This is a genomic window from Pseudoxanthomonas sp. GW835-FHT14C01 (assembly GCF_058793715.1).
This window is the reverse complement of sequence record NZ_JBXAGB010000001.1, coordinates 556,229-571,420: the sequence shown is the minus strand read 5'-3', so window position 1 is coordinate 571,420 and position 15,192 is coordinate 556,229. Positions and strand designations below refer to the sequence as shown.

14 protein-coding genes are annotated in these 15,192 nt (G+C 68.1%); 9 read left to right on the top strand and 5 right to left on the bottom strand.

What is annotated here, in order from left to right:
* The first annotated feature begins 58 nt into the window (after positions 1-58).
* From fmt to AC1Q5B_RS02450, 7 genes are all read left to right on the top strand, one after another.
* Positions 59-979, top strand: a complete 921-nt coding sequence (gene fmt, locus AC1Q5B_RS02480) for a methionyl-tRNA formyltransferase (RefSeq protein ID WP_492630158.1) — start codon at positions 59-61, stop codon at positions 977-979.
* On the top strand, positions 976-2,271 hold the full coding sequence (rsmB, locus tag AC1Q5B_RS02475; protein ID WP_492630157.1) for a 16S rRNA (cytosine(967)-C(5))-methyltransferase RsmB: 1,296 nt from the start codon (positions 976-978) through the stop codon (positions 2,269-2,271). The genes fmt and rsmB overlap by 4 nt, the downstream gene beginning before the upstream one ends.
* Before the next feature lie 177 nt (positions 2,272-2,448).
* Entirely contained in the window at positions 2,449-3,735 is a 1,287-nt protein-coding gene (locus AC1Q5B_RS02470) for an O-antigen ligase family protein (protein WP_492630156.1), read from the top strand.
* Positions 3,736-3,831: 96 nt separating this feature from the next.
* Positions 3,832-4,911, top strand: a complete 1,080-nt coding sequence (locus tag AC1Q5B_RS02465) for a glycosyltransferase (protein ID WP_492630155.1) — start codon at positions 3,832-3,834, stop codon at positions 4,909-4,911.
* A 45-nt stretch (positions 4,912-4,956) separates the two neighbouring features.
* Positions 4,957-5,772, top strand: a complete 816-nt coding sequence (locus tag AC1Q5B_RS02460) for a glycosyltransferase family 2 protein (protein ID WP_492630154.1) — start codon at positions 4,957-4,959, stop codon at positions 5,770-5,772.
* Positions 5,772-6,800 (top strand): CDP-glycerol glycerophosphotransferase family protein, encoded by a 1,029-nt coding sequence (locus tag AC1Q5B_RS02455; RefSeq protein WP_492630153.1) that lies wholly within the window; start codon positions 5,772-5,774, stop codon positions 6,798-6,800. The genes AC1Q5B_RS02460 and AC1Q5B_RS02455 overlap by 1 nt, the downstream gene beginning before the upstream one ends.
* A 70-nt stretch (positions 6,801-6,870) precedes the next feature.
* Positions 6,871-7,701, top strand: a complete 831-nt coding sequence (locus tag AC1Q5B_RS02450; protein ID WP_492630152.1) for a glycosyltransferase family 2 protein — start codon at positions 6,871-6,873, stop codon at positions 7,699-7,701.
* A 9-nt stretch (positions 7,702-7,710) separates the two neighbouring features.
* Here the strand turns inward: AC1Q5B_RS02450 and AC1Q5B_RS02445 are convergent, their stop codons facing one another.
* The 5 genes from AC1Q5B_RS02445 to AC1Q5B_RS02425 all read right to left on the bottom strand — a co-directional run bounded on the left by AC1Q5B_RS02445 (position 7,711) and on the right by AC1Q5B_RS02425 (position 12,554).
* Complete coding sequence (locus tag AC1Q5B_RS02445) at positions 7,711-8,757, bottom strand: glycosyltransferase family 9 protein (RefSeq protein WP_492630151.1); 1,047 nt, start codon at positions 8,755-8,757, stop codon at positions 7,711-7,713.
* Positions 8,754-9,509 carry a glycosyltransferase family 2 protein gene (locus AC1Q5B_RS02440; RefSeq protein WP_492630150.1) on the bottom strand — a complete coding sequence of 252 codons (756 nt, stop codon included), beginning with the start codon at positions 9,507-9,509 and terminating at the stop codon, positions 8,754-8,756. The genes AC1Q5B_RS02445 and AC1Q5B_RS02440 overlap by 4 nt, the downstream gene beginning before the upstream one ends.
* Positions 9,510-9,536: 27 nt before the next feature.
* Positions 9,537-11,069, bottom strand: coding sequence for a PH domain-containing protein (locus tag AC1Q5B_RS02435; protein ID WP_492630149.1), 1,533 nt, complete (start codon positions 11,067-11,069; stop codon positions 9,537-9,539).
* Entirely contained in the window at positions 11,069-11,575 is a 507-nt protein-coding gene (locus AC1Q5B_RS02430) for a PH domain-containing protein (protein WP_492630148.1), read from the bottom strand. The genes AC1Q5B_RS02435 and AC1Q5B_RS02430 overlap by 1 nt, the downstream gene beginning before the upstream one ends.
* 79 nt (positions 11,576-11,654) lie before the next feature.
* Positions 11,655-12,554: a lauroyl acyltransferase gene (locus AC1Q5B_RS02425; protein ID WP_492630147.1), complete on the bottom strand. Its 900-nt coding sequence runs from the start codon at positions 12,552-12,554 to the stop codon at positions 11,655-11,657.
* Between the two features lie 91 nt (positions 12,555-12,645).
* On the opposite strand from AC1Q5B_RS02425, the gene dtd reads away from it, so the two are divergent.
* Both dtd and rpoD read left to right on the top strand, forming a co-directional pair.
* Positions 12,646-13,086, top strand: coding sequence for a D-aminoacyl-tRNA deacylase (gene dtd / locus AC1Q5B_RS02420; RefSeq protein ID WP_492630146.1), 441 nt, complete (start codon positions 12,646-12,648; stop codon positions 13,084-13,086).
* Between the two features lie 99 nt (positions 13,087-13,185).
* Positions 13,186-15,039: an RNA polymerase sigma factor RpoD gene (rpoD, locus tag AC1Q5B_RS02415; RefSeq protein ID WP_492630145.1), complete on the top strand. Its 1,854-nt coding sequence runs from the start codon at positions 13,186-13,188 to the stop codon at positions 15,037-15,039.
* Positions 15,040-15,192 lie beyond the last annotated feature (153 nt).

The following is a 15,192-nucleotide window of genomic DNA, read 5'->3' as shown; positions in this document are numbered from 1 at the left end:
ACCGGGCGCACGGGATGTTCCCGCCGGTTCCGTCCTCTCCTTTCCGAAGTCATCCCTCATGAGAATCGTCTTCGCCGGCACGCCGGCTTTTGCCGTTCCCTGCCTGCGCGCGGCCCATGCCCACCATGAAGTCGTCGCGGTCTATACCCAGCCGGACCGTCCGGCCGGTCGCGGGCGTGGGCTGACGCCATCGCCGGTGAAGCTGGAAGCGATCCAGCGCGGCATCCCGGTGCTGCAGCCGCTGTCGTTGAAGAAGAGGTCGACCCAGGACGCGTTGCGCGAGATGCAGCCGGACGTCATGGTCGTGGTGGCGTATGGCCTGATCCTGCCGCAGGCGGTGCTCGACATTCCGCAGTACGGCTGCTGGAACGTGCATGCCTCGCTGCTGCCACGCTGGCGCGGTGCGGCGCCGATCCAGCGCGCCATCGAGGCCGGCGACGACGAGACCGGCATCTGCCTGATGCAGATGGAAGCCGGTCTGGACACCGGTCCGGTGCTGCTGGCGCAGAGTCTGCCGATCGGACCGGACGATACCGGCGGTCAGTTGCACGACCGCTTGTCGGATCTGGGTGCACAGGTGTTGCGCGACGCGCTGGGTCTGCTGCGTGCCGGCGTGCGCTTGCCGCCGCATCCGCAGTCGGAAGTAGGCGTCGAGTACGCGCACAAGCTGGACAAGGCGGAAGCGAAACTCGACTGGAACCAGCCTGCCGACGTGCTGGCGCGCAAGGTCCGTGCCTTCAACCCGTGGCCGGTCGCCGAAGCGCAGGTCGCTGGCGAGCGCCTGCGCATCCACGGTGCGGTCGCGGTCGAGCAGGTGCATGCGGCGTCGCCGGGCACCTTGCTCGCTGCCAGCCGGCAGGGTCTGGATATTGCCTGTGGCACCGGTGTGCTTCGCCTGCGCGTGGTCCAGCGCGAAGGCGGCAAGGCGATCACTGCGGCGGACTACCTCAACGCGCGGCGCGACCTGGTGTCGACGTGACCACCCAGGCTGGCGTGGCGGTGCGGGTCCTGGCGACCCGGGTCGTGGATGCGGTGATGCACCACGGCCGTTCCCTGAAAGCCGAGTTGGCCACGAACCTGCCCCGCATCGAGGATGTGCGCGACCGCGCGCTGCTCGAGGCGATCTGCTTCGCGGTGCTGCGCTCGCGCGCCCGCAGCGACGCGGCGCTTGCGGCATGGATGAGCCGGCCGCTGGGGCGCGCCGACAGCGAACTGCGCGCGCTACTGCATGTCGGATTCGCGCAGCTGGTGGTGATGGAACTGCCCGCACACGCGGCGTTGTCGGCCACCGTCGAGGCCGTGCGCGCGCTGGGGCGCCCGCACCAGGACAAACTGGTCAACGCGTTGCTGCGGCGTGCGCAGCGCGAAGGATTGCCGGTAGCGCCGGCCGATGCGCTGTGGCCGGCGTGGCTGCGGCGGCAGGTGCGCGAAGACTGGCCGGCGCATGCGGATGCGATCTTCGCGGCCAGCCAGCAGGCTGCGCCCCTCTGGCTGCGGGTCAACCGACGGCACGGCACGCGCGACGCCTATCTTCAACGACTGCGTGACGCCGGGATCGCCGCTGAACCGATGGACGGCATGGTCGACGCGCTGGTGCTCGATGCGCCATTGGCGACCGCCGCGCTGCCGGGTTTCGCCACCGGCGATGTCTCCGTGCAGGACGGGGCGGCGCAGCGCGTCGCAGACCTGTTCCGGGATCTTCCGCCTGGCGCACGCGTACTCGACATGTGCGCCGCGCCCGGCGGCAAGACCGCGCACCTGCTCGAGCGCGATCCCTCGTTGCAGGTGCTGGCACTGGATGTCGACGAACGTCGGCTGCAGCGCGTGCGTGAAACCCTGCAACGCGTGGGCGTGGATGCGCACCTGCGCGCGGCGGATGCCGCAGATACGGCCGCATGGTGGAACGCGCAGATGTTCGACGCGGTACTGCTGGATGCCCCCTGTTCGGCGACGGGCATCGTGCGTCGGCAGCCGGATGTACTGCTGCATCGGCGGCCGGAGGACCTGGTGTCGTTGAATGCCTTGCAGGCGCGCCTGCTCGATGCGGCCTGGCAGGTGCTGCGCCCGGGCGGGCAGCTGGTGTACGCGACCTGTTCGCTGTTGCGGAGGGAAAACGCGGATCAGCTCGACGCCTTCCGCGCGCGGCATCACGACGTGGTGGTGGACACGGTAGCCGACGATTACGGTCACGCCGATGGCGCAGGCCGGCAGCGCCTGCCGGGCGAGCGGGGCATGGATGGCTTCTTCTACGCGTCGTTGCGCAAAGCGTGAGCCGCGTTGCAGGACGCGATCCGGCGTGATCGTCTCACTCTAACGCGTGTTTCAACGCTGCCGGCGTGCGTCATACTGCGCGCGGTTTGGCAGCCCGACGGTTCACGCCCTCTTGACCTCATGGAGGAAGGGAGGGCGCAGACTTCCGGTTCGCAGGAAGTTTCGGTCGCTGCCGCCATGATCGTGCCGTCGCCACTCGCAGGACCCGAAGACATGCAGGGAAGAAGTACACGTCGACAGGATGTCGCGCGCGGGTTGGCGTGGCTGGCCGGATTCAGCGCCAGCGCGCTGCTGGTGGTCCCGAAGGGACTGTCCGTGTTCGCGGCGGTGATGCTGGTGGCGTCGCTGCTCGCCCTGCCGGACGCGTGGCGTAGCGGGCGGTCGGCGCCGCGCGCGCTGTACGTTCTGCTGGCGGTGGCGCTCGCGGTGATCGCCGTGGCCGCAGCGTCGATGTGGATGCGCGATGCGCCGCTCTCGGTCCTCGACAATCCGTCCCGTGTGTTGCTGCTGCCTTGGTGCGCCTGGCTGGCCTGGGCAACCGGCGTGCGCATGTCCGGGCTGTGGTATGGCGCGCTGGCGGGGTTGCTGATCGCTTTTTCTGTTTCCGTCGCGCAGGCGTCGCTCGGTGTCGGGCGGGCGGGCGGCGATGCGAATCCGATCGTCTTCGCCAACGCCGTGCTCGCCCTCCTGGTCATAGCCGTGTTCTGCCGTCCCGACGAGCGAGGAAGACCGGCATATCTCATGCTGGCGGCCGTGATCGTGCTCGCGAATGTTGCCGTCATCCTCAGTGGCAGCCGTGGCGTGCTGCCCGGGCTGGGCCTGGTGGTGCTGATGCTGCTCCTGGGAACCGCGCCCCGTCACCGCTGGTGGCGGCTGGGCAGCGCGGTCGGCGTACTGGCGATCCTGTTCGCCGCGCTGTGGATGGTGCCCTGGCTGTCCGCGCAGTTCCGGTTGGACGAGTTCCACGCGGACGTGTCCGGCCTGGCGTCGGGACATGTGGACAAGCCCATCAGCGCCCGCATCGCGTTGCTGGCGGTGGCCTGGGATGCGTTTCGCGAATCGCCACTCACGGGGGTAGGCATCGATGCCTTCGCATCGCGGGTCGACGCCAGCCAGTATTGCCACGGGGTGGAGCGGCACTTCTGCGGACTCGCGCATGCCCACAACGACGTCGCCCAGTGGGGCGCGACGATGGGAATCGCGGGCCTCGCCGCACTGGCTGCGCTTTATCTGGCGCCGTTGTCGATCGTCGTCCGCCGCATCCGGCAGGCCGCTCGCGACCGTCCCGTCGGACCGGCGTGGACGGCCGGCATGCTGGTGGGGACCTATCTCGTGTCCGGACTGACGCAGTCGATGTTCGCCCATGCGCTGAGTACCAGTGCCTTTGTCATTTTCGTCGGCCTGCTGACAGGCAGTGCGCTCTTGCCAGCCCCCCCTCCAAGCCGCGTCGATTCACATTCATAAACTGAGTCGAAATGCGGCGACGCCGCCCCGGCAGCTCTCACATTTGAGTCAGAAACCGGTTCCTAGAATCGGCGCTCCCCCGCACGACCCTTCTTTATGCCTCGCGTGAACCTGATCGGTTGGGACAACGGTGTCGGTCTGAGCCGCGACCTGCGTCTCATCGAGCACGTGTTGCGGGAAGCCGGTCTGCAGGTCCACGTCCAACCGGCGCGCGGCCGCGGCAAGTTGAGGAAATGGCTTGGGCCATGGGCGCAGCGTGCGCGCCTCGCCGGGCGACGCCTGCTTGGCCGGCGGCGTTACGACCTGAACATCATGCTCGAGCACATCAAGCCCGAGTACCTCCGGGCGGCCGACCGGAACGCCTTCATCCCGAACCCGGAGTGGTGTCTGCCGGCCGACGTGCGCCGGCTGCGCCATGTCGACCAGGTGATGACGAAGACCCGGCATGCGGAGGCGATCTTCCACGGCCGCGGCTGCGGCGTCGCGCCGATCGGCTTCACCAGCGGCGACCGGCACCTGCCCGGCATCGAGCGCCGGCGAACCTTCCTGCACCTGGCCGGGCGCAGCAGCGCGAAGCGCACGCGGATGGTGATGGAGACCTGGGCCCGCCACCCGGAATGGCCGGTGCTGACCGTGGTGCAGCATCCGCGCATGGCGGACTTCAGGCCGCAGGCGGCGAACATCGTGCATCGCGTCGATTATCTGGACGATGCGGAACTCCGCGAGATCCAGAACGCGAACCTGTTCCACCTGTGCCCCTCCGAGACCGAAGGCTTCGGCCACTACATCGTCGAAGCGCTCAGCGTGGGCGCGATCGTGCTGACGACCGACGCCGAACCCATGAACGAGCTGGTGACCCCCGAGCGCGGCATCCTGATGCCGTTCGCGCGTACCGATCGGCAACAGTTGGCCCAGCGTTACCTGGTCGAAGCGGAGGCGCTGGAGGCCGCCGTGGCGTCCGCGCTCGCGATGGATGAGGCGGTCGTGCAGGCGATGCGGACGGCGGCCCGCGCGTTCTTCCTGGACAACGATGCGGCGTTCCGCGCGCAACTGGTCGATGCGGTGGTCGCGCTGGCGGGTGGGCCGGCGCCCCATGCCGCGACGCAGGGCGAGCCGGTGCATGCCGTCGGCGTCTTCGCCGAGACCGCAGGCGCGCTGCCGGCCGCCCAGGCCTGAGGCACGGGGCCACTGGCCGCGTGTGGCAGCGGGTAGAATCCGCGCATGTCCTCCCTCCCCGTTTCGCTCGTTGTCATCACCCACAACGAAGCGGCGAATATTGCCCGCTGCCTGGACAGCGTGCCGTTCGTCGCCGAAAAGCTCGTGGTCGACAGCGGCAGCACCGACGACACCGTGGCCATCGCGCAAGCGCATGGCGCCAGGGTGGTGCACCAGGACTGGCTGGGCTTCGGTCCGCAGCGCAATGTCGCCAGCGCGCAGTCGGCGAACGACTGGATCCTGGTGCTGGATGCGGACGAATTCCTGTCCGACGGGCTGGCCCTGCAGCTCCAACGCGAACTGCCCGCGTTGATCGCCTCTGCCAAGGCGGGCGCCTGGTTGCGTCGCCGTACCTGGCTGATGGGAGCGCCGATGCGCTGGTACCGGCCGATGGTCGGTGAGCGGATGGCGCGGCTCTACCACCGCGGGCGTGCGCGGTGGACCGATGCGCGCGTGCACGAATCCCTGCGCTTCGATGGCGAGACGACGGAATTCACGGCGCCGTTCAACCACGCCGACAATCCCAGCCTGGTGCACAAGCAGTTGAAGGTCCTTCGCTACAGCGAGCTGAAGGCGCTGGACTGGCGCGACAAGGGGCGGCCGGTGCGCATGTGGCTGACGCCGCTGGTCTATCTGTCCAGCTTCATCAAGGACTACGTGCTGCGTCTTGCCATCCTGGACGGCTGGCGCGGTTTCATCATCGCGCAGACGGCGGCCAGCTACGCCGCCTACAAACGCATGCGCTATTACGAGATGCAGCACAACCCGGCGTCCATCGACGCCGCGCGCCGCAAGCTCGCCCGCCACGAACTGGAACGCTGATGGCCAAGCATTACCTTCTGTACGGCTCCGAGCGCTACGCGCTCGCCATCCTGCGTCCGCTGCAGGACGCCATCCGCGCGCGCGGTGGCGAGGCTGCGTGGTTCTTCGATGGGCCGGGTGCCGAGGACCTGCGCCCGGATGAAAAGCTGCTGACCACCACGGAAGAAGTCAGGCGCTGGAACGCCATCGCGGTGATCACCGGCAGCAATGCAGTGCCGCACTTCTTCCCTGGCGTGAAGGTCGAGACGTTCCACGGCTTCGACGCCGGCAAGCCGCGGCACATCTACATCCGCGGCTTCTTCGATCTCTATTGCACGACGGGCCCGAACGACACGCGTGCGTTCTCGGAGATCGCCGAGCGCGTGGGCCACTTCAAGGTCGTCGAAACCGGCTGGCCGAAGATCGATCCCTTCATGAAGGACATCGCCGGCGGGCTGCCTCCGGTGCGGAATCCGCCCGTCATCCTCTACCACTCCACGTTTTCGCCCTCATGGAGCGCGGCGGAAACGCTGTACGAGGAAGTGAAGCGTCTGTCGCGCAGCGGCGAGTGGCGCTGGATCGTCACCTTCCATCCCAAGATGAATCCGGACACGGTGGCGAAGTTCCGTGCGCTGGAGAATGAATATCTCCGGTTCGCCGACGACGACAACATCCTCGACCTGTTCCCGCAGGTCGACATGATGTGCTCGGACACCTCGTCCGCCCTCAACGAGTTCCTGCTGACGCACAAGCCGGTGGTGACTTTCAGGAACCGCCGGCCGGGGCCGCAGCTGATCGACATCGACGAGGCATCTCAGTTCGAGCCGGCGATCCGGCGTGCGCTGTCGCGGCCGCCGGAGCTGATGCGCGCCATCGTGGACTACGCCGACAGCATCCATCCCTATCGCGACGGCCGGTCCAGCGAGCGCGTGCTGGATGCCATCGACGCCTACATCGCAGGCGGTGCGCGCAATCGCAGGCCCAAACCGATGAATCTGTGGCGCAAGTTCAAGATCCGTCGGCGCATCGGTTACTGGGGCCCTGCCTGAACGACTGTCTTCCGCCGGACATCCAGATGCGCAAGAATCCGCGTGGGGCGCGGATGTCGCGGGAGACACGATGAAAATCACGGTTATCGCCAGCACGTACAACGCCGAGGAATGGCTGGAAAAGGTGCTGCTGGGCTATCGCTGCCAGACGTGGCGGGACTTCGAACTGATCGTCGCCGACGACGGTTCGCGCGATTCGACCCGTGCGCTGGTGGAGCGTTTCGCCGCCGACTATCCCGTGCCGCTGCGGCACGTATGGCACGAGGACGACGGTTACCGTCGCCAGGAAATCCTCAATGCGGCCATCCTCGAAGCGAGGCACGACTACATCCTGTTCACCGACGGCGACTGCATTCCACGGCGCGACTTCGTGCAGGTCCATGCGGAGCAGGCCGAACCGGGTCGCTTCCTGTCGGGCGGCTACTGCAAGTTGAGCATGAAGCTGAGCAAGGCGATCGAGGCGGAGGACATCCGCGATGGCCGCTGTTTCGACCGCGGCTGGCTGCGTGCGCAGGACCGTCTGGGCCTGTCGAACACGCTCAAGCTGGGCGCAGGCGCGCTGACGGGCAAGCTGCTGGATACCATCACCACCACGCGGCCGACGTTCAACAACTGCAATTCGTCGGCCTGGAAGGCGGACCTGCTGGCGATCAACGGCTACGACGAGCGCATGAAATACGGCGGCCCGGACCGGGAACTGGGAGAGCGCCTGGAAAACCGTGGCGTGCGTGGCAAGCAGATCCGCCACCGGGCCGTCTGCGTGCATCTGGACCATGCGCGTGGCTACAAGACGCGCGAATCGGTGGAGCGCAACCTCGCCATCCGTGCGCAGACGCGCGCGCAGCGCATCACCTGGACGCCGTACGGCATCGACAAGTCCGCGGGCAATCCGGCCGGCTGACGGCGCGCCTCAGCCGACGCTGCGATCCGGCAGGGCCGACCACGCGGCGATCACGTCGGCCGCAGGAATGTCGCGCACGCGGCTGGCTTCGCCCCGCTCGCCGCCCAGCACCGTGATCGCGCCGGGCCCGATCGGGCGCCACTTCGCCGGCGATGCCGCGCCGAACATCACCACCAGCGGACAACCCAGTGCGGCCGCGGCGTGCGCCGGCCCCGTATCCACCGACACCAGGCTGTGCGCCTGTTCCAGCAATGCCAGCAGGCGCGGCACGGGCAACTCGCGGGCCGCATTGTGCAGGCGCGAATCGCGACCGGTCGCTGCCGCTATCTCGTCCAGCACACCGTGTTCGGTGGGCGATCCGCACAGCACGATGCGCGCCTGCGGGAAGCGCTGCCATACCGCCGTCGCCACGTCGGCCCACGCGGCCGGCGGCCAATATTTGGGATGTGAGGCCGTCGCCACGTTGCCGCGCTTGTGGGTGCGCTTGTTGCCCGGCTGGAACAGGACGCATACGCCGTCCAGGCCGTGCGTCTTGCGCCACTGCCGCACGTCTTCGCGGTCCTGGTCGGTGACGCGCAACGATGGAAGACGGAACACCTGCGGATCGACCTGTGCCGTCGCGTACGGCTGCGCCGGATCGCGCATGCCGATACGCAGCCAGCGGTCCGGCCACAGGCGGGTGACGCCGTCGACCTCGTCGTCGTCCTTGCGCCGCTGCACGACATCGTCCGCAGGCAGCGGCGCGCGCGCGAGCAGGCGCAGGGTCGGCGCATCCGTGTCGCACACGTAGACGGGTCCACGGCCCCGCCTGCGCAGCCAGCGGACGGCGCTCCATTGGCTCGGGCACAGCAGGTAGGGGGTATTGCGGCTGGCGACCAGGCGTATCTCGCCGACTTCCGGCATCGGCGCCAGCAGGGGTGGCGTCCATGCGCCGGTGGTCAGCACGTCGACGCGCTGGCCGTAACGCGCGTGCAGCAGGCGGATCAGCGGGGTCAGCATCACCATGTCGCCGAGCGCGCCGCAGCGCACGATCAGCGGACGCGCCGCGCCGCTCATGGAGTCTTTCCCAGCGCGTGCAGGTGGCGGTACTTGTCCACGACGGCACGCGCGTGACTGGCATGGAACCACCAGCCCTGCCGTCCGTCGCGCCAGGCGGCGCGCAGCAGGTACATCTTCAGCCAGTACGCGGCAGCGTGGGTCCAGGGGCTGAGGGCGGAGCAGCGCTTGCCATCGGCGTGCCGCTGCTCGGCCCACAGGCGCGCATAGCGTGCGTTCTTCGCGCGATGCGCGTCCAGCGAGCGGGCGGTGTTGTGCTCGATGACGATATCGGCGTCCTGCACCCGCTTTCCGGCGAGGTCGGGCTTCTCGTGCACGCGCATCGGCAGGTAGCGATGCCTGGGCCGTACCAGCCGCTCCGTGCGTTCGAAGCCGCTGAGCATGCGGCCGAGGAACCAGTTGCAGCGTTTCAATCGCCATACGTCGGCCCGCTCGACCTCGCCGCTGGCGAACAGCGCGCGCAGCGGCGCCTCGCTGCCTTCGGCGAGCCACTCGTCCGCGTCCATCAACAGCAGCCAGGGCTGCGTGGCGCGGCGGATGGCTTCATTCTTCTGGCCGGCGAAGCCCAGCCAGTCCTGGTGTTCGACGCGCGCGCCATACGACAGCGCCAGCGCCACCGTGCCGTCGTCGGATCCGCAGTCCAGCACCAGGACCTCGCTGCATATACCCCGCAGCGACGCGAGGCAGCGGCCCAGGCGGTCGGCTTCGTTCTTGGTGATGATGACGGCGGACAGCGGAAGCGGAGTGGTCATGGCGTCAGGACGTGGAGCGGCATCGGGTCACCAGTGCAGGCGGCGTCGCGCCAGTGCCGTGGTCAATCGATCGTGGACCGCCCGGGCATCCGCCTCGGGCACGAAGCGCAGCGCCAGCGGCGCGGACATGCCGCTGGCACCGGCGGTGTCCAGCCAGAGCGTCGCGGTGCCGCAGCGATGGTCCAGCGGCGAGCGCGACAGGCGCAGCGCCTGCAGTTTGTCGATCTCGGCGAAGCGCCAGTAACGCGACCACCAGCCGCTGCGCACGGCGACCAGGTGGTCGTCCAGCGCCCATCCCATGCGATGCGCCTGCTGGTGCGCGGCGTAGGCGGCAGCGAGCATCCATGCCAGTCCGGGCAACCACACCCAGGCGCCGAACCGCCACGCCACGACCGCGGTCACCGGCAGCAGCCACGCGAGCGACGGCAGCCACAGGCGCCAGCGCGCGGACGCGTCCACCGCGTGCCAGTCCTTGCGCGGCCATGCCGCATGCGGCAGCAGGTGATTGATCAGCGCATCGCATTCGTAAGGGCGCGCGATGGGGGCGAGATCCTTGAGCGCCCGCGTATCCTGGCTGCCCGACTTCTCCGCCACTGCGGTGTCGATGCGCAGCGAGCGGCGGGCGAACAGGCGGTGCAGCACGCCTTCGTGCAGCGTCCATGCCTGGATGCGCCGGCGCGCGACGCTGGTGCGGAGTCGCGCGAACAGGCCGCGTTCCACCATCAGGCGACGCGGCTCTTCGGTCAGCCGGAAACCGTGGAATTGCGACAGGGCCAATGCAACGGACAGCAGGCGCACCAGCGCCAGCGCGATGCCGATGAGGGCGATGCCGCCGGCTGCGCCGCCCAGCCAGCCGACGTGGAGGTCTTCGGCGTAGCCGTAGGCCTGCTGCGCGCCTTGCCGGAACACGTGCTCGATCCTGTTCTCCGGCAGGATCTGCCACATGGCGCCGAAAGCGGCGGCTACCACGATCATGCCGCGGTTGGAGATCAGCCCCAGTCGCAGGACTTCCATCGTGGACAGCGACAGCAGCGTGGTGCCGTCGTCGCGCGACGCCGTGCCTGGCCCGGATGCGAGGGGTCCGGTTCCCTGCGCCTGGTGCCGCACCAGATCCTCGAGCGCCAGGGCATCGCGCAGGCCCAGCACGCGCATCTGCGCTTCGGGTTTGGCGCCCCCCGCCGACTCCAGCCGTACCTCGGCAACGCCGAACACGCGGTGCAACAACGACTGGTGCACCACCACGTTGTGGATGCGCGAGAACGGGATTTCCCGGCGCGAGCGGTGCAGCAGGCCTTCACGCACCGTCAGTCCGTCGCGGCCGATCGTGTAGCGATAGGTGAAGTACTGCAGGATCGCCAGCACCACCAGCACCGCGATGCCGATGACCGGCGCGAGCGACGCCCACATCTCGCCCTCGTCGCTGCTCCTGCGGGCGCCGAAGATCAGCAGCGCGACCAGCGGGAAAATGAACTGCTTGAGCTGCTGCAGCAGCACGAACAGCCACGACCACGGGTGCAGGCGGCGTTCGTCCGGAGGCGTGCCGGGGATGGCGTCGTCCATCACAGCGCGTCGTCGTGGTCGACCTGCGTAGCCAGGCGCTCGCGCAGGCGTTCGGCGTCGTCCGCATCCAATCCCGAGACGGAGACCGCCGCCATGCGCGTGCCTGCCGTATGCACGACCAGCGTCGACAGCCGCGCGCCACGCTCCAGGGGGCCGCGCTTGAGATCGAGATGCTGCACGCGGGAAATCGGCACGTGGGTTTCGCTTTGCCACCAATTGCCGCGACGCACGGCAAAGCCCCGGTCATCCAGGCGCCAGCGCGTGCGCCGGTGGCGCTTGACCGCAATCCAGGCACCGACCAGAGCACCGATGATGGCCGCGACGGGCACGGCCAGCCAGGGCGACACCAGGTCGGTGGAGTGCGCGATGAAGAACACGGGGAACCCGAGCGGGAACAGCAGGGTCGCGCCGCCGAGGGCGGCCAGCCACGCGCCGCGGGAGGGCAGGGCCTGCCAGTCCGCGGGTGTCGCGTCCGGCGTTGCGAGGGTGTGGATGTCGTCGGTCATCGCGGCTGGCGCGTCCTTGTTGCATGAAAGCGTCGAGGAAACGTCGTCGTCGCGCCGCGCTCCCCATCCCCTGCGGACCTCAGCGATAGGGTGTGTCCTCGCCGCTGCCCGGAGGCCGCAGCGTATAGCGTTTGTACGTCCACTGGTACTGCGCGGGATCGCGGCGCGCGATCCGTTCGACGGTTTCATTGAGTGCGGCGACGGCGGCCACCGGGTCCGCGTCGGCGATCGCGGGCGAGGCCGGCTCGACGTGCAACGCGAAGTCCGGTCCGGGTCCGACCCGTTCGCACCATGCGAACAGCACGGTGGCGCCGGTGCGTTCGGCGAGTCGCGAAACCAGCGTCATCGTCAGCGCCGGCTTGCCGAAGAAGGGCGCGAATTCGCCATCGCCCGCCTTGGGTTGCTGGTCGGGCAGGATGCCGACCGCTCCGCCTTCCTTGAGTACCTTCCACAACTGCCGCACCGCCGGACCTTCGGCGCGCACCTGGCGGATGTTGTCGGCGCCGCGGACGCGCAGCAGGAAGGCGTCGCCTGCGGGCGATGCCGGAGGGCGGTAGACGATGGCCAGCGGACCGCGCGAGGCGAGCCACTGGTTGAGCAGCTCCCAGTTGCCGAAATGCGGCGCGGCGACGATCACGCCCTTGCCGCTGGCCAGCGCAGCGTCGTACAGCGCCTCGCCGTGGCGTTCGCGCAGGTGGACCAGGTTCTCGGCGGGCGGACGGGTCCAGAAGCGGAGGGTTTCCAGGGCCTGTCGGGCGGTCGTGCGGAGGATGGCGCGATGCAGGTCCTCGCGCTGGCTGGGCAGCAGGTCGGGGTAGGCGATCTCGAGATTGCGCCGGGTGACCCGGCTCTCGCGCGCGTCCGCCTTGCGCCAGCCCCATGCCATCAGATCGCCGAGCGCGCGCAGCCAGGACCAGGGGAGGCGCCCCACCAGGGCGGCAGCGTGGTAGCCGAGAGCGGCCAAAGTGTCCGGTTTCATCCGTCGAGTGTAGCCAACCCGCATGGCGGTCCCGGCCGGACCTGATGACGCGGGGCCGTTATCCTGTTGCACCCCGTCCGGACGTCCCTTCATGCTTTCCCTGATCCAGCGCGTGACCCGGGCTTCCGTAGCGGTCGACGAGCGTGTCGTCGGCGCCATCGAAGGCGGCCTGCTGGCGCTGGTTGCCCTGGAGCCGGGCGACACCAATGCGCAGATCCGGCGCATGGCGGAGCGGCTGCTGGGCTACCGGGTGTTCTCCGACGAGGCCGGTCGCATGAACCGTTCCCTCGCCGACACGGGGGGCGGGCTGCTGCTGGTCAGCCAGTTCACGTTGGCGGCGGATACCCGTTCAGGCATGCGCCCCAGCTTCACGACCGCGGCACCGCCCTCCGAGGCTGAACAGGGCTTCAACCGCTTGGTCGAGATATGTCGTCAAACGCATGCGGGCAGGGTGGAAACCGGCCTTTTCGGTGCCCATATGGTGATCAGCCTCGTCAACGACGGGCCCGTGACCTTCCTGCTCCGTCCCTGACGTTCGCCCCTTCGCGGACGCCGGGCGTAGAAGCCCAGGGCGGTCCGGGCTGGTATAATACGGGGTTCTCCCTTCCTCACTCCCGGTGGCGCAACCTCCATGGCCAACGAACGTCCTGCGCAGCAGTCCGACATCAAGCTCTTGATCAGCAAGGGCCTGGAGCAGGGCTATCTGACCTACGCCGAAGTCAACGATCACCTGCCGGACGACCTGGTCGACCCGGAGCAGATCGAGGACATCATCGGCATGATCAACGGCATGGGCATCGACGTCCATGAAGTTGCCCCCGATGCCGAAACCCTGCTGCTCGCCGACGGCAACACCGGCAATCGCGAAGTCGACGAGACCGCGGCCGAAGAAGCCGCCGCCGCGCTGACCTCGCTGGATACCGAAGGCGGCCGCACCACCGACCCCGTGCGCATGTACATGCGCGAGATGGGCACCGTCGAGCTGCTGACGCGCGAGGGCGAAATCGCCATCGCCAAGCGCATCGAGGAAGGCCTTGGCCAGGTGCAGGCATCGCTCGGCAACTTCCCGTGGTCGATCGAACTGCTGCTGGAAGAGTACGAACTGCACAAGGCCGGCAAGAAGCGCCTGGCCGAGGTCGTCGTCGGATTCAACGACGTCGAGGAGCCGGCGCCGGAAGTGCCGGCCGCCGAGGAAGTCGCCGAAGGCGCCGAAGAGGCCGATGACGACGAAGAGGATGGCGACGACACCGCCGAGGAAGCCGCGCCGACCGGTCCGGATCCGGAAGAGGTCGCGCGCCGCATGCAGGTGCTGGCTGACGGCTACACCAAGTTCAAGAAGTCGTACGCCAAGAACGGCGCGGACAACAAGGCGGTCGCCAAGCTGCGCGCCGAGCTGGCCGAGACCTTCGTCACCCTGAAGCTGCCGCTGCCGCTGACCGACACGCTGGTGCGCAAGCTGCGCGAAGTCGTGGCCCAGGTGAAGGACCACGAGCGCCGCGTGCTGCACCTGTGCGCCAACGTCGCCAAGATGCCGCGCAAGGAATTCCTGCGTGCGTGGGAAGGCAACCAGACCAACCTCGGCTGGGTCGACGAAGTGCTGAAGCGCAAGCAGAAGTGGTCGTCCGGCCTGCGCGACGTGCGCGAGCAGATCGTCGCCGAGCAGGAAGCCACCATCGCCGTCGAACAGGCGATGCACCTGACGCTGGCCGACATCAAGGAAATCAGCCGTGCGATGGCCTATGGCGAAGCCAAGGCGCGCAAGGCGAAGAAGGAAATGGTCGAGGCCAACCTGCGCCTGGTCATCTCCATCGCCAAGAAGTACACCAACCGCGGCCTGCAGTTCCTCGATCTGATCCAGGAAGGCAACATCGGCCTGATGAAGGCGGTGGACAAGTTCGAATACCGTCGCGGCTACAAGTTCTCGACTTACGCCACCTGGTGGATCCGCCAGGCGATCACCCGCTCGATCGCCGACCAGGCGCGCACCATCCGTATTCCGGTGCACATGATCGAGACGATCAACAAGCTCAACCGCATTTCCCGCCAGATGCTCCAGCAATACGGCCGCGAGGCCACGCCGGAGGAGCTGGCCAAGGAAATGGACATGCCCGAGGACAAAATCCGCAAGGTCATGAAGATCGCGAAGGAACCGATCTCCATGGAAACGCCGATCGGCGACGATGAGGATTCCCACCTGGGCGACTTCATCGAGGACACCAACGTCGAGTCCCCGATCGAGAACACCACCAACATCAACCTGTCGGAAACGGTCCGCGACGTGCTCGCCGGCCTGACGCCGCGGGAGGCGAAGGTGCTGCGCATGCGGTTCGGCATCGACATGAATACCGACCACACGCTGGAAGAGGTCGGCAAGCAGTTCGACGTGACCCGCGAGCGCATCCGCCAGATCGAAGCCAAGGCGCTGCGCAAGCTGCGTCATCCGTCGCGTTCGGAGCAGCTGCGCAGCTTCCTCGACATCGACTGACATCGCGAACCGCTGTTTGCACCAACGAAGCGCGGCTCTTGAGGGCCGCGTTTCTTTCTGGTGCGAAGCGCGTCTTTCCGCGGCGCCTGCCTTTTCATCTTCATCACGCCGGCGTGATTAGACTGACCGCACCCCACGAGTCAGATTTCCGCG

Excerpts from the sequence above, each read along its gene's own strand:
- AC1Q5B_RS02470 (WP_492630156.1), top strand. The coding sequence starts at position 2,449 with ATGATCGTGCCGTCGCCACTCGCAGGACCCGAAGACATGCAGGGAAGA.
- rpoD (WP_492630145.1), top strand. The coding sequence starts at position 13,186 with ATGGCCAACGAACGTCCTGCGCAGCAGTCCGACATCAAGCTCTTGATC.
- AC1Q5B_RS02465 (WP_492630155.1), top strand. The coding sequence starts at position 3,832 with ATGCCTCGCGTGAACCTGATCGGTTGGGACAACGGTGTCGGTCTGAGC.
- AC1Q5B_RS02435 (WP_492630149.1), bottom strand. The coding sequence starts at position 11,069 with ATGGACGACGCCATCCCCGGCACGCCTCCGGACGAACGCCGCCTGCAC.
- AC1Q5B_RS02430 (WP_492630148.1), bottom strand. The coding sequence starts at position 11,575 with ATGACCGACGACATCCACACCCTCGCAACGCCGGACGCGACACCCGCG.
- fmt (WP_492630158.1), top strand. The coding sequence starts at position 59 with ATGAGAATCGTCTTCGCCGGCACGCCGGCTTTTGCCGTTCCCTGCCTG.
- AC1Q5B_RS02455 (WP_492630153.1), top strand. The coding sequence starts at position 5,772 with ATGGCCAAGCATTACCTTCTGTACGGCTCCGAGCGCTACGCGCTCGCC.
- AC1Q5B_RS02460 (WP_492630154.1), top strand. The coding sequence starts at position 4,957 with ATGTCCTCCCTCCCCGTTTCGCTCGTTGTCATCACCCACAACGAAGCG.
- dtd (WP_492630146.1), top strand. The coding sequence starts at position 12,646 with ATGCTTTCCCTGATCCAGCGCGTGACCCGGGCTTCCGTAGCGGTCGAC.
- AC1Q5B_RS02440 (WP_492630150.1), bottom strand. The coding sequence starts at position 9,509 with ATGACCACTCCGCTTCCGCTGTCCGCCGTCATCATCACCAAGAACGAA.
- AC1Q5B_RS02450 (WP_492630152.1), top strand. The coding sequence starts at position 6,871 with ATGAAAATCACGGTTATCGCCAGCACGTACAACGCCGAGGAATGGCTG.
- AC1Q5B_RS02425 (WP_492630147.1), bottom strand. The coding sequence starts at position 12,554 with ATGAAACCGGACACTTTGGCCGCTCTCGGCTACCACGCTGCCGCCCTG.
- AC1Q5B_RS02445 (WP_492630151.1), bottom strand. The coding sequence starts at position 8,757 with ATGAGCGGCGCGGCGCGTCCGCTGATCGTGCGCTGCGGCGCGCTCGGC.